The organism is Rhodococcus sp. AW25M09 (assembly GCF_000333955.1).
Taxonomy (GTDB): domain Bacteria; phylum Actinomycetota; class Actinomycetes; order Mycobacteriales; family Mycobacteriaceae; genus Rhodococcoides.
In genome coordinates, this window is the sequence record NZ_CAPS01000015.1 from 1 (window position 1) to 12,361 (window position 12,361).

Sequence of the window (12,361 nt, forward strand, 5' to 3'; positions counted from 1 at the left end):
GTGATGTGGAAAAAGGATTTCACCGTCCACTCCGGTACCGTCAGGGTCACCATCGGCGAGCCCATTCCCACCACGGATTGGGAACCCGAGAAAATCGACGCGTACGTGGACGATGTCCGTTCCTATTTCGACAGAACGTTGGGATATGCCTGAGAACCAGATCAACTCGGTGGTGCAAGCGGAGATCGAACGCAATCTCCTGGGGGGCACACCGAAGTACACCCGCTCCGACATCGTCGAGAAGTCGGGGCTACCACTCGAGCGGGTCATCGCCCTCTGGATCGGCATGGGATTCCCGATCCATACCGACACCGAGGCGGTCGTGTACACCGACGCCGATCTCGAAGCGCTGAAGCTCATCACCGGCCTCACCGAGCAGAAGGTCATCAAGCCCGAGATGGAGGTCGCGATCGCTCGCACTCTCGGTCAGTCGATGTCCAGGCTCGCGGAATGGCAAGTGGGCGTTGTGAACTCTCACATACTCGAGCGCATCACCAGCATCGACGACGACAAGAACGACATCGACGCGATCCGGCGCAACGCCCGAGACATCGCGGCCGAGACCGTCCCCACCCTCGAAGCGCTCCAGGGCTACACGTGGCGTCGGCACCTGGCCGCAGCCGCCGGGCGGTCCATCGTCGATCCCGACGACGCCACCGACAGCCCCACCATGGCCGTCGGCTTCGCAGACATGGTCGGCTACACCAGCCTCACCCGTCGACTCGACATCGGCGAACTGACGACTCTCCTCGAGGAATTCGAGTCCCTCGCCACCAATATCATTGCGCGCGGTCGTGGTTCGGTGATCAAGAACGTCGGCGACGAGGTGATGTTCAGCGCGCAGACTCCCGAGGACGCCGCCCACATCGCTCTCGACCTGCAGGATGCATTCGACGAGCAGGGGGACATGCCGGATCTCCGCGTCGGACTGGCCTGGGGCCCGGTTCTGGCCCGCTACGGCGACCTGTACGGATCGGTGGTCAATATCGCCGCACGGTTGACCAGCTCGGCCAATCCAGGGACGACGCTCGTCGATACCGTCATGACCGAGGAACTGCGGCACGATTCCGAGTTCTACCTCAAATCGATTCGCTCACTGCGGGTCAAGGGTTTCCACAAGCTCAAGCCGCATGCGTTGCGTCGAAACAAACGTGGCGGTCACCGCAGCGAGGAATAGAACTCCACGTGTCGACGCGCGGCCTCGTCCCAGGTGAGGCTGCGCGCCAATGCTCTGCCGGTCTCAGGATTGCGCGGCGCGAGAAGAGCACGATGCAGTTCGGTGGCCATGGATTCCACCGAGGAGGCGTACGCGACGCTGTTTCCGAACACTTCTCGCAGTACCGGCAGATCTCGCGCGACCACGGGGGTCGACGCGGCGAGTGCCTCCATGGCCGCCAGACCGAAGCCTTCCTTCGTGGAGAAGAACGGCAAGACGGCGGCCTGGGCGACGAGGTGCGGTAACTCGTCGTCGACGACGGTACCGAGTATCACCGGCTCGACGCCGAGTTCCTCGGCACGACGGTCGAACTCCGCGCGGTACTCTCGATAGTCGAACAACGTCTCACCGCCCGCGAAGACCAACCGCAGGTCTCGATTGCCTGAATCGGACCGTAGCCGGGCGAAGGCGTCGAGCAGGTCGAGACTTCCCTTGCGCGGCTCGATACCGCCCACCGCGAGCACGTACCGGCCGAGCTTCGTGCGCCAGTGTGATCGCCCCGATTGCGCAGCCGCACCGAATCGCTGGGCGTCGACTCCATTGGGGATCACGGCGGGCTCGAATCCCCATCCGAGGCGGACATCGTTCGCCACCGCTGCCGATACGCAGATGCGTGCATACGGTGCGGTGATCGCGCGTTCGTGGCACGCGGCAAGTTCGGGCGTGATGAACTCGTCGAGATGGTGGATGGTCCTGATGCAGCGGCCCACAGCATTGGCCGAGATGCAGTCCTGGGCATGCACGATGTCGTACTCGTCCAGGGTGAACGCTTCTCGCAGAACGTCTATCGATCGCAGGATCCGCGCGCCGACGCTTTCCCCGTCGCGGTGTTCGAACGGCACCATCCGCACGGTGACGGCCGGGTCGACCGGACGAAAGAACGTGCTGTCACCGCCCCGACCGAGAGACCACACCGAGACGTCCTGCCCGCGGCGGGCCAACGCCTCGGCCAGTGCCAGCGTGTGCACCACGCCGCCACGCGGCTTGGACGAGTACGTGAGCAGGGCGATCTTCACTGATCCGGCTTCTCCTGCAACAGATTCGGATATGCATCGACCCGACGTTCGGCGAGGTGGTACAACCCTCTGCGAGCCCGGTCCACCTCGGCGTCGACGTCGATCTCGTGGACGGCCAGGCCGCCTTTGGACCAGGTCTTCGCCAGTACGTCACCACCGGGTCCGACGATCTTTGCTTGCCCCAGGAATCGCAGAGACCCCATCACGCCGGTCTGATTCGACGAGACCAGCACCACCTGGTTCTCGGCCGCTCGGGCGGCGTCGTACAGATCGAACAGCCGGGACTGCCGGTCGTTCGGCAGCGAGGACGCTCGATCGGTGACGCTGGCCGGCCACGCTGACAGCGCCGCAATGATTCTCGCGCCGTCGAGGGCAAGCGCCCGCGCCGACTCCGGAAACGTCTTGTCGTAATCGATGAGCATGCCCATCCGCCCGACCGGAGTGTCGAAGGCGTCGAAGCGATCTCCGGCCGCGTAGGCCAGCGACTCTCCCAGCGGCTGGTGCACCTTACGGTGACTACCGAGAATGCCGTCACCGGTCAAACACACTGCAGAGTTGTACCGCAGACCCTTGGACAGTTCGGTGTACCCGATACAAATCGTCATATCCCCTGCAGCCGCGATGATCGCGGCCAGCTCCGGACCGTCCGGATCGAGGGTGGGCGGCAACTCGGCGGGATCCGGATTGCTCAGGCTGTCGATATAGCCCCCGAGGGATGCGTCGGGCAGCACGAGGAGGTCGATGCCTTCTCGAGCCGCACTGGAGATGATCGTGGTGATCTTCAGTACGGCCCGGTCGACATCCCGCCCGAAATGCGCTGCCAGCGCGCCGATCTTGATGGGGGCCACGACTGATCAGACCAGCTGACTCTGCGGTTGCGCGGCACTGATCTCGAGGCCGATCTGATCGGCCAGGAATGCTGCGTCACGGGCCACCGAGGCGAAGCGTCCCGAACCCCAGGTGTGCTGCCACGGTAGGCCGAGAAAGTACAGGCCGGGAACGGCGGTGACCCCGCGGTTGTGAGTCGGATGGCCTTCGCCGTCGAAGGCACCGACCTTCAGCCACCGATAGTCGGTGCGGAAGCCGACCGACCACACGACAGCCTTGACGTCCGCGGCAGCGAGGTCGAGTTCGGTGGTCTCGGTTTCGGGGCGCCACACCGGCACGTAGCGCTTCTCGGTGGGAGCGTTGATTCCCTCGCGCTCGATGTATGTGTCGATGGAGTCCTTGATGCTCTCTGCCACCCGGTCGGCGGCATCGAGGGACGCCTCCAAGGTCGGCGCGAACTGCAGTACGCCGTCCTCGACTCCCAGCAATCTGCCGTAGAGCTGCATACCCTCGACGGCGAATGCGCGCAGGTCGATGTCGCGACCACCGTCACGGCCGGTGACGTAGTGGTTGGTGTTCTCGCGTTTGCCGACGCCACCGGGTTGATCTTCGATGGAGACATCGTACGTTCCCATGTCGTGCAGCCAGGCGACACAATCACGGCCGCGATAGAAGCGTGCGACGCGGGGAGCGGTACCGGCCACCAGGTGCACGCGCCGGCCGTCGAGGTGCAGGTCCTCGGCGATCTGTGCGCCGGACTGTCCGGTGCCGACCACCAGCACGTCACCGTCCGGGAACTGGTGTGACCCGCGGTAGTCGGAGGAGTGGATCTGGACGATATCGGCCGGCAGCTTCTCGGCGAATCTCGGGATGGTGGGGATGTGGTATCCGCCCACTGCAACGACGATCTGTTCGGCATGCATCGGCCCGGACGAGGTCTCGAGATCGAAGCCACCTGCCGCTGATTGCAAGGCCTGATCGACCGAAACATGCTCTCGCACCGGCGCATCGAAGCTCTCGGCGTAGCGCCGCACGAAGGCATGGACCTCGTCGCGCTGCATGAACCCGTCGGGGTCGTCACTGTCGTAGGAGTATCCGGGAAGGGCGCACTGCCAGTTCGGCGTCACCAGAGTGAAGTTGTCCCAGCGCGAATCTTTCCACTCGTGCGCGATGGTGTCTCGCTCCAACACAACATGTTCGATGCCTCGTTGCGTCAGGTGCCAGCTGATGGACAAGCCCGCTTGACCGCCACCGATCACGATCACGGTGTGGTGCTCGGTCCCGCTGTTCGGGGTCTCGATGTTCGGGGTCTCGCTGTTCTGAGTCATAACAATTCAGCTCCGGACATGCTCAGTACTCGAACGGCACCGGCCTCGTACGAGGTACTGACACCGTGGATCTCTTCCATCTGCTGCGCGGCCGAGGTGCACCGCATGCCGAATTTCGCGAGAACCCGATCGCTCGCCACCGTCAGCGCCTCCGACGTTCGTTGGACGAACTCGGACACCGGGTACTCCTCACCGGGCGTCAAGTAGTCGTGCATCACCAGTGACGGTGAATAGCAGGACTGTTCGCGTCCATCGGGCCAACGAACGACAAACGACATCTCAGGCATTGACCGGCTCCTTGGTGATGGTCCGATAAACCGAGGGCCGGCGATCGCGCAGGTTGTACATTCCCCCACCTCGGGCTGCACCGATGAGCGACTCGACATCGACGGTGGCCGTGGCCAGCCCCGGCTCGACACCCGTACCGGCGAGGATCTCGCCGCCCGGTCCGACGATCTTGGCGCTGCAGACGAATCGCAGAGATCCGAAGGTGCCCGCCTGATTCGCGGAGAGCCAGATGATCTGGTTCTCGAGGGCGCGCGCCCGATCGTAGATGTCGAATCGCTGCTTCCACCGATCTTCTTCCATGTTCTCCACGGTCGCGGTGCGTGCCGTCGGCCACGCCGAGATGGACGCGACGATCTCGGCCCCGTCGAGTGCCAGTTCCCTTGCAGCCTCGGGGAATCCCTTGTCATAGCAGATCTGCATGCCCATCCGCCCCACCGGAGTATCGAAGGCGGAGTAGCTGTCGCCCGCGTCGTAGCAGAGGTTCTCGCCGAGCGGTTGGTGCACCTTGCGGTACGAGCCGAGGATGCCGCTGCCGTCGACCGTGACTGCGGCGTTGTAACGGGTGTCGCCGTCCTTCTCGCAGAATCCGAACGTGACGACGGTGTCGCCCGCCATGTCGATGACGCGTTTGATCTCGGGTCCGTCGAGTTCGAGTGCTGGAGGTAGTGCCTCGAGCCGGCGCTGACGCGACTCCTCGGTCTCGTCGCCGCCGCCGAGGCTCGGCAGATATCCGCCCAGGCACGCCTCGGGGAGCACGAGTAGTCGGCTGCCGCGACTGCGCGCTTCCGCGAGCAATGCGGCGATGGTGGCATAGCCCTGTTCCATGTCGCGCCCGAATTCGGCTGCGGCGACGGAAATGGTGATGTCGTTCATGCTTCTCCCAATCCGGTCACAGTGGACGTGACCGCGCGAGTGGTGATTCCGTCGGGCCATCGCAGCGCGACGCCCGGAGTATCGGTGAGCTCTCCGCAGACCGCGGACAGTGCAGGTCCGGATGGCGCAGTGGGGGCGCCGGGACGGTCCGCGGTGATCATCGCGAACCCAGGAAAACACGTGATCCATTCACCCATCGACGCAGCGACCGGCTTCGGGATCGAGGCGATATCGAGGATGGCACCGGTTCCGCTCGCCTCGGCGAGCATCCCGGTGGTTCCCGCCAGACCGGCCATCGACACGTCCTTGGCGGCCTTGGGCGCGGTGCGGGCGACGAACGACGCCATGGCAGTCAGTTCGGGGGTGTTTCGACGCGACGACGAATCCCATTGTTGACCATGGTATCCGCGCCGCCAACCACCTTCGATATCGGCGGTGAGCGTCAATCGATCTCCGACGCTGCCGCCGCCGGCCCGCACCGGCTTGGAGGTCTGCCCCAGCGCGGTGACCGACAGCGACGACGGAACCCCCGCTTGAGTGTGGCCACCGAGAACCGGAACCTGCCATGCCGCAGCAGCATTGGCGAGACCGCGGATGATTCGGGTCAGTCGCGATTGCGTGGGTGCACCGACGGAATCGAGCATCCCGACCGCTCGGGCTCCCATGGCAGACAGGTCGTTCAGGTTGACCAAGGCCGCGCACCAGCCGGCCCACTCCGGGTCACGGTCGACCATCGACGGGATGATCGCGTCACACGCTGCTATCAAGTCGCTCCCCGGCACCGGGACGCCGTCATCGCCTCGAAAGCCTTTGGCACCCAGTCCGAGTGGCTGCGCCTTCAGCGGCGCGAGCACCCCGGCGAGCATCGCCTTGGTGGATGAGGCCAGCCGTTCTATGCGATCGATGGGCCAGTACATCGCCACGTGAGGCGTCTCGGCCACCTCGACATCACCGCGCCTGATCCACCCGAGCCGGGTGAACAGCTGCTCGCTGCGCTTCTGCACCGTCGCATCGAAGCGAAGCACACCCCGGCTCTCCGCATGCGCACAAGCGGCACGAACCAGGGCCGGTCCGACGCCGGAGGTACGCGCCGACGCCGAGACCACGAGGCGACTGCCGGCCCACCACCCCAGATCGGTTGCGGTACAGGGAGCCAGTCGAACTCCGCCGAGCACGATGCCATCTCGGTCGGTGGCGACCAGAACGACCGCACGCGGGTCGTCGTCGACGTCGTCGCGGTCGGTGCCGGCAAACAGGCCTTGCTCGGCAACGAAGGTCGCTCTACGCAACGACCGGTACGCGTTCAGTTCCGCCGCACCGTTGCACGGCTGGACGATGAACCCCGGCTGCGCGACAGTGGTTGCAGCGCCCGATAATCCAGCAAGATCCTGTACTTCCAAGCCGTACATATCACCCTCCTGCGTTCTGCAGGACGCTGCACGCACCGCAGGCAGCGCAGCCTGCCTTCTGATCGGAACCGAGCATCGAGGCAGCCTGAAGTTCCTTGGCGACGCGTCGGGTGACGCTTTCGAGGACATCACCGTCGGGTGCCGTCGCGCGATCGACGTCGACCGCCAGTGTTCCGGCGAGTGGCCGAAACGGTACGACGAAGGGATAGACGCCCATCTCGATGAGTTCTGCGGCCCCGGAGACCAGCTCGTCCGGATCCTCACCGAGTCCCACCAGAATGTACGTCGAGACCTGGTTGCGACCGAATATGCGAACGGCTTCTTTCCATGCCGCGCGGTACTCGTCCATCGAGACCGATGCCTTGCCCGGCATCCACCTGCGTCGAACCTCGTCGTCGAGCGATTCGACGTGGATCCCGATCGATTCGGCTCCGGCGTCGTACAGATCCTGAATCGTCTGCAGGTCGCCGGGCGGTTCGCACTGCACCTGGATCGGCAGTTCCGGAACCACCGCCTTGATGGCACGCACGCATCGGGCCAGGTGGCGGGCACCACGATCCTTTGCCGCCGAGGTGCCAGTCGTCATGACCATTTGGGTGACGCCATCGAGCCGTACCGCCGCTTCGGCCACCTCGGCCAGCTGCGCCGGAGTCTTGACGGCGATGGTATCCCCCGCCTCGAGCGACGCCTCGATGGAGCAGAAGCGGCAACGCTGATCTGCGCCGTATCGAATGCAGGTCTGCACCACCGTCGTGGCGAGGACGCTCGAGCCATGCAGCTTGGCGATCTTGTCGTAGGCGATGCCGTCTGCGGTCACGAGGTCGTAGAACTTCGGACGTTCGACGGCTTCTATATCGAGACCGATATCGTTGCCGTCGAACAGAACTCGCCCCTCTTCGAGCACATATGGACTCAGGGGATTTCGCGGGATGGCAGCGCCCAGGCCGTCCATGCGGACATGTCCATCGTCACTCGGGCCGGCACCGGCAGTTCTGGATACCGGCGTCGCTCCTCGAATACCGAGCAACGCCAATTCCACTCTCGTGCTGATGGACACGAGAGCCCCTAGACCATGTAGGTCGAGTTGATGATGGCACCCTTGCGCGCGTAGTGAATCAGCGCGTCCTGCACGTCGAGGGGATGAGCCGGGATGACGCCCTCGATCAGGTCCTCTTCCCGGCCGCCGTGCAGGGCAAGCCCGAAGCGGCAGCAGTACACGGTGCCGCCCTCGGCGATGAACGTCGCGAGGGAATCGTTGATGTTCTGCTCGCCGGGGAATCCGGAGTCACCGGTCGTCGGGAATCCGCGGGTGGCAAGGCAATTGATGGCACCGGGGCCGTAGAAGTACATGGCCGACTCGAAACCCTTGCGCAGAGCGCGCGTCGCCTGGAGTACCGCAACGAACGACACCGACGACTCGTGGGCAATTCCGTGCACCAGCGTGAAGTAGCTTTCGCCGTTCTCGGCCTTGTAGTCGGGAAAGATCTTGGTGGAGCCATAAATGTTGCTGCCCTTGGGAAGTGAAGGGTGCGGGATCTCTTCGAGAGACTTCTTGATGTTCTCGGCGATGGTCTGATCGATGTCTGACACGTGCTTCTCCTAATGTTCACAGAGCTGGCTGGATTCACAGAGCTGACTGGATGCGGTGGACTCCGGTGTCCACCGAGGAAGAGAGGGCATGTCCGGCGAGAGAGCAGATCCTCTGCGGCCATGGAACAAGTACAAGCCCTACCCATTTCCGATTGGTCACGCTCGGAACAACGCCGTGTTTCAAGGGCCTCACAGTGTTGACGTGGTGTTACGCAGCTACTGTGAAGGCCGGTCCACCCATCCACTTGCGAGCATGACGAGGAACTCGATGATCGGCGCCGTCACCGGCTTGTTGTACGCGTTGTCCCTGGTAGTGGGCATCTGGGCGCTCGTGAAGCTCGCCACGAACCGGCCCGTTCTGTTGAAGAACAGGTCCGATCGAGCACTGTTCTGGACGATCGCCGCCACCGAGGCCGTCGTGGCACTGCAGGCCGTGATCGGTTTCGTCTTGATGTTCACCTCCGATCGCGACATTCACCGGCTGACGTTCGGCTCGTATCTCGTCGGACTCCTGTTTCTGCTTCCGCTCGGGACGTGGTGGTCCCTGGGCGACCGTTCCCGCGGCGGCACCGCAGTACTGCTCGTTGCCGTCCTCACCCTCGCGGCCATGGTGCTGCGCCTGAGCCAGATTTGGGCCGGATATGCCTGACAACCTCCAGCAAGCGACGCGCACCGGATTCGGGCGCTTCCTCATCGCCGTGTACGCCGTGTTCGCCGTGGCCGCGACATCACGCTCGATCGTGCAGCTCACCACCCGATTCGACGACGCCCCGATGGCCTACATCCTGTCGGCATTCGCGGCCGTGGTGTACATCGTGGCCACGTTCGGTTTGGCCAGAGCAACCGAAGCTTCTCGACGAGTGGTGACGGTGTCCTGCGTCATCGAACTCATCGGAGTGATCGGCATCGGCGCCCTCAGCTACATCCAGCCCCAGGATTTTCCGGAGCCGACGGTGTGGTCGCACTTCGGCTCGGGATACGTCTTCATCCCGGTGGTACTCCCGATCGCGGGACTGTGGTGGTTGCGAAAGACCCGGCGGCGGTAGAAGCCCGCTTCACCCCTTCGACAATTGACGCAGGTGTCGACGCACCACGCTTCGCGCCAATGCAGGCGGCAGCTGATCGGGGTGAAGAGAGGCTCTGAGCGCGAGTCCATCGATCATTGCCGCCAGCCTTTCGGTTTCGAGCACCGACTCCGCTTTCGATACCAGCTCGGCATGCATGACAATCAGGCCCGCCAGGGTCCGCGACCCTGTGAAGAGCCTGTCGGCCGAGGCACTCAGTACCGGATCGGTACGGCCTGACGTGACGATCTCGAGCCAAACAAGAACCTCACGGGATGTGCGGTCGGTCAGTGGTAGCAGCTCACAGAGCATGTCCTCGGCGATCGCGAGGCGATCCTTGCTGCCGTCCAACCGATCTCGGTGCGCCGCGATCCGTTCGGTGATGCGGTCGATCACTTCCTCGGAGGCTGCACCGATCAATTCGTCACGCGAAGAGAAGTAGTGGCGAATCGATCCGATGGCCAATCCCGCCGCATCGGCTACCGCACGTAACGTGACCTGCCCGATTCCGGCTTCGACGACGACGTCGAAGACGGCTTCGAAGATTCTCTGACGCCGTTCGACGGGATTTACAACTTTGGGCACTGTTCTTTTATAGCAGGTTCGTGCTACTTTCTTATTTAGCACATCCATGCTTTTAAGGAGAGGTTGACCATGGAAACCGTTCTGACACTGCTACTCGTACGCTTCGCCATCATCGCCGCGATCGTGACCGTCGTCGCCGTCACGCTCTTCGGCGTCGCCGTGCATCTCAAACGCCTGGGAAATGGAATTCGACCAAACGACAACTCGGGCCGATGGCCGAGCGCGCGGCAGACCTGTGCACGCGACATTCCCAGTCCTCCGCCCGGGGATCGTGGACCGCACGCGCGGCGAGATCGGCCGCGCAGCGCCTGAACGAAGACGGGGACCGTTCATGACAACACCGAAAGCCGATGGCAACGAGCTGATGACCACCTGTTCGTCGACTTCATGTGGAAAATCGGAATAGTCGCCACATTGCTCGCGATCGGAGTCGCTGCAGCGATTGTCATCTGGAAACGGGTGCCGTAGCTCCTACCACAAGCCACCGACAGGTTTTGATTGTCGAATCCTTATGCACAGCAATAGTTTTCGATTGCATCATCATTGCCAGTCGAACATTTGTTCGATACACTTCATGGCATGACCACAGCGATCTGGCAACTGAGCGAGGACGAACTCCTCGCCGCCGCCGCTGACGTCTCCCATCAGATTCAACTGTTGGAAGCCCGCCGTATCGCCCTCGTCGCCGAAATCGACACCCGCGTCTCCCGCGAGAAACTCGGTTTCCCCGGCCCCGCCGGCTGGCTGACCTCCACCACCCTGCTCTCGGCGGGAAAAGCCAACAAGATTCTCGCCCTCGCCCGCGGAATGGCTGCCTTTCCCGACATCGCCGACGCCGTGAACACCGGTGTCATGTCCCTCGACCACGCCGCCCTGATCCTCGACTTCGCCGAAACCCCACCCAAGGACCTCCCCGAAGAGGGCTGCGATATGGCCCGGGCAGCGCTGATCAAAGCCGCGACCGGACCCGACGCCCGTACCGGCCCACTGCGCGCAGCGATCACCCGCTTGCACGACCTCTACGGCGGCAACAAGCCACCCGCCGAGGACACCGACCGCAACGAACTCTTCGCCTCGAAAACCCTGAACGGACGCCTGGCACTCAAGGGGGATTTCGATGCTGTCACCGGAGAAAAACTGCTCACCGCACTCTCACCGTTGACCGAACCGAGACCCGCGGTCGACGGCACCCCAGACCCGCGCAGCCCCGCCAAACGCAGGGCCGACGCGTTCGGGCAGATCCTCGACCACTACCTCGCCTCCAGCGACCGCCCGAACGAAGGCGGCGACAAACCCCACGTCAACCTCCACATCAACCTCCGCGACCTCACCGACCTCCGCGGCACCGCAGCAAGCGCAGCCGACAGTGGCAGCGGCAGCGGCAGCCGACAGTGGCAGCGGCAGCGGCAGTGACAGTGACAGTGACAGTGACAGTGACAGTGACAGTGGCAGCGGCAGTGACAGTGGCAGCGGCAGTGACAGTGACAGTGGCAGTGGCAGCGGCAGTGACAGTGGCAGTGGCAGTGGCAGTGGCAGTGGCAGCGGCTGTGACTGTGGCAGTGGCAGTGGCAGTGGCAGTGGCGATGATTGCGGCAGCGCTGCCGGACCGACCCCTGATCGCGGCGCGTATCGGGATATGTTCGGCGACGGCACCTCTGTCGGCTGGCTGCCCTGGATGGGACCACTCTCGCGCAACACCTCCAGACAACTCGCCTGCGACTGCATCCTCACCGCCATCGTCATGGACGACACAGGCAACCCACTCAACCTCGCCCGCACCGCCCGCACCGTCACCGCCAAACAGAAACGAGCATTGACAGCCCGCGATCACGGCTGCGCCTTCCCCGGCTGCGGCAAACCCGCCGCCTGGACCGAAGGCCACCACATCTGGCACTGGGCAGACGGCGGACCCACCGACATGAACAACCTCGTCCTCCTCTGCGGATTCCACCACCGACTCATCCACCACAGCGACTGGGAAGTGTTCATCGCCGCCGACAACCACCCCTGGTTCATACCCCCGGCCACCGTCGACCCCCACCGACAACCCCTACAATCCCACGCCCGAGCAGGCCCCCACATCGCCTGAACCGCCTCACCTGAGCGACCCCGAAACCAACACCAGCCCCGCACCGAGAACACGGTGCGGGGCTGGACGAGGTTG

13 protein-coding genes and 1 pseudogene are annotated in these 12,361 nt (G+C 63.9%); 5 read left to right on the top strand and 9 right to left on the bottom strand.

The window, feature by feature from the left end:
* The first annotated feature begins 145 nt into the window (after positions 1-145).
* Positions 146-1,177 carry an adenylate/guanylate cyclase domain-containing protein gene (locus RHODMAR_RS02670; protein WP_042937720.1) on the top strand — a complete coding sequence of 344 codons (1,032 nt, stop codon included), beginning with the start codon at positions 146-148 and terminating at the stop codon, positions 1,175-1,177.
* Here the strand turns inward: RHODMAR_RS02670 and RHODMAR_RS02675 are convergent.
* Genes RHODMAR_RS02675 through RHODMAR_RS02710 form a run of 8 tightly spaced genes read right to left on the bottom strand, consistent with a single transcriptional unit; the run spans position 1,159 to position 8,548 of the window.
* Positions 1,159-2,232 carry an MSMEG_0565 family glycosyltransferase gene (locus RHODMAR_RS02675; protein ID WP_008711037.1) on the bottom strand — a complete coding sequence of 358 codons (1,074 nt, stop codon included), beginning with the start codon at positions 2,230-2,232 and terminating at the stop codon, positions 1,159-1,161. The two genes, RHODMAR_RS02670 and RHODMAR_RS02675, sit on opposite strands and share 19 nt — an antisense overlap.
* Positions 2,229-3,080 carry a carbon-nitrogen hydrolase family protein gene (locus tag RHODMAR_RS02680; RefSeq protein ID WP_008711039.1) on the bottom strand — a complete coding sequence of 284 codons (852 nt, stop codon included), beginning with the start codon at positions 3,078-3,080 and terminating at the stop codon, positions 2,229-2,231. The genes RHODMAR_RS02675 and RHODMAR_RS02680 overlap by 4 nt, the downstream gene beginning before the upstream one ends.
* A gap of 6 nt (positions 3,081-3,086) precedes the next feature.
* Positions 3,087-4,388 (bottom strand): MSMEG_0569 family flavin-dependent oxidoreductase, encoded by a 1,302-nt coding sequence (locus tag RHODMAR_RS02685; protein ID WP_008711042.1) that lies wholly within the window; start codon positions 4,386-4,388, stop codon positions 3,087-3,089.
* Complete coding sequence (locus RHODMAR_RS02690; protein WP_008711043.1) at positions 4,385-4,675, bottom strand: MSMEG_0570 family nitrogen starvation response protein; 291 nt, start codon at positions 4,673-4,675, stop codon at positions 4,385-4,387. The genes RHODMAR_RS02685 and RHODMAR_RS02690 overlap by 4 nt, the downstream gene beginning before the upstream one ends.
* Complete coding sequence (locus tag RHODMAR_RS02695) at positions 4,668-5,549, bottom strand: carbon-nitrogen hydrolase family protein (RefSeq protein ID WP_008711045.1); 882 nt, start codon at positions 5,547-5,549, stop codon at positions 4,668-4,670. The genes RHODMAR_RS02690 and RHODMAR_RS02695 overlap by 8 nt, the downstream gene beginning before the upstream one ends.
* Positions 5,546-6,958 carry an MSMEG_0567/sll0787 family protein gene (locus RHODMAR_RS02700; RefSeq protein WP_008711047.1) on the bottom strand — a complete coding sequence of 471 codons (1,413 nt, stop codon included), beginning with the start codon at positions 6,956-6,958 and terminating at the stop codon, positions 5,546-5,548. The genes RHODMAR_RS02695 and RHODMAR_RS02700 overlap by 4 nt, the downstream gene beginning before the upstream one ends.
* A 1-nt stretch (position 6,959) precedes the next feature.
* Positions 6,960-8,015 carry an MSMEG_0568 family radical SAM protein gene (locus RHODMAR_RS02705; protein ID WP_042937722.1) on the bottom strand — a complete coding sequence of 352 codons (1,056 nt, stop codon included), beginning with the start codon at positions 8,013-8,015 and terminating at the stop codon, positions 6,960-6,962.
* Positions 8,016-8,023: 8 nt separating this feature from the next.
* Complete coding sequence (locus tag RHODMAR_RS02710) at positions 8,024-8,548, bottom strand: MSMEG_0572/Sll0783 family nitrogen starvation response protein (RefSeq protein ID WP_008711051.1); 525 nt, start codon at positions 8,546-8,548, stop codon at positions 8,024-8,026.
* A gap of 253 nt (positions 8,549-8,801) precedes the next feature.
* Between RHODMAR_RS02710 and RHODMAR_RS02715 the strand changes: the two genes are divergently transcribed.
* Positions 8,802-9,197, top strand: a complete 396-nt coding sequence (locus tag RHODMAR_RS02715) for a hypothetical protein (RefSeq protein WP_232433556.1) — start codon at positions 8,802-8,804, stop codon at positions 9,195-9,197.
* On the top strand, positions 9,190-9,594 hold the full coding sequence (locus RHODMAR_RS02720) for a hypothetical protein (protein WP_008711056.1): 405 nt from the start codon (positions 9,190-9,192) through the stop codon (positions 9,592-9,594). Before RHODMAR_RS02715 ends, RHODMAR_RS02720 begins: the two co-directional genes overlap by 8 nt.
* Before the next feature lie 9 nt (positions 9,595-9,603).
* Here RHODMAR_RS02720 and RHODMAR_RS02725 read toward each other — a convergent pair whose 3' ends face one another.
* Positions 9,604-10,197: a TetR/AcrR family transcriptional regulator gene (locus RHODMAR_RS02725; protein WP_042937724.1), complete on the bottom strand. Its 594-nt coding sequence runs from the start codon at positions 10,195-10,197 to the stop codon at positions 9,604-9,606.
* Positions 10,198-10,266: 69 nt separating this feature from the next.
* Between RHODMAR_RS02725 and RHODMAR_RS02730 the strand changes: the two genes are divergently transcribed.
* Both RHODMAR_RS02730 and RHODMAR_RS28870 read left to right on the top strand, forming a co-directional pair.
* Complete coding sequence (locus RHODMAR_RS02730) at positions 10,267-10,509, top strand: hypothetical protein (protein ID WP_008711059.1); 243 nt, start codon at positions 10,267-10,269, stop codon at positions 10,507-10,509.
* A gap of 267 nt (positions 10,510-10,776) precedes the next feature.
* Positions 10,777-12,286 (top strand): annotated as a pseudogene (locus tag RHODMAR_RS28870) (DUF222 domain-containing protein).
* Positions 12,287-12,361: the final 75 nt, after the last annotated feature.

Excerpts from the sequence above, each read along its gene's own strand:
- RHODMAR_RS02690 (WP_008711043.1), bottom strand. The coding sequence starts at position 4,675 with ATGCCTGAGATGTCGTTTGTCGTTCGTTGGCCCGATGGACGCGAACAG.
- RHODMAR_RS02700 (WP_008711047.1), bottom strand. The coding sequence starts at position 6,958 with ATGTACGGCTTGGAAGTACAGGATCTTGCTGGATTATCGGGCGCTGCA.
- RHODMAR_RS02720 (WP_008711056.1), top strand. The coding sequence starts at position 9,190 with ATGCCTGACAACCTCCAGCAAGCGACGCGCACCGGATTCGGGCGCTTC.
- RHODMAR_RS02685 (WP_008711042.1), bottom strand. The coding sequence starts at position 4,388 with ATGACTCAGAACAGCGAGACCCCGAACATCGAGACCCCGAACAGCGGG.
- RHODMAR_RS02730 (WP_008711059.1), top strand. The coding sequence starts at position 10,267 with ATGGAAACCGTTCTGACACTGCTACTCGTACGCTTCGCCATCATCGCC.
- RHODMAR_RS02670 (WP_042937720.1), top strand. The coding sequence starts at position 146 with ATGCCTGAGAACCAGATCAACTCGGTGGTGCAAGCGGAGATCGAACGC.
- RHODMAR_RS02695 (WP_008711045.1), bottom strand. The coding sequence starts at position 5,549 with ATGAACGACATCACCATTTCCGTCGCCGCAGCCGAATTCGGGCGCGAC.
- RHODMAR_RS02715 (WP_232433556.1), top strand. The coding sequence starts at position 8,802 with ATGACGAGGAACTCGATGATCGGCGCCGTCACCGGCTTGTTGTACGCG.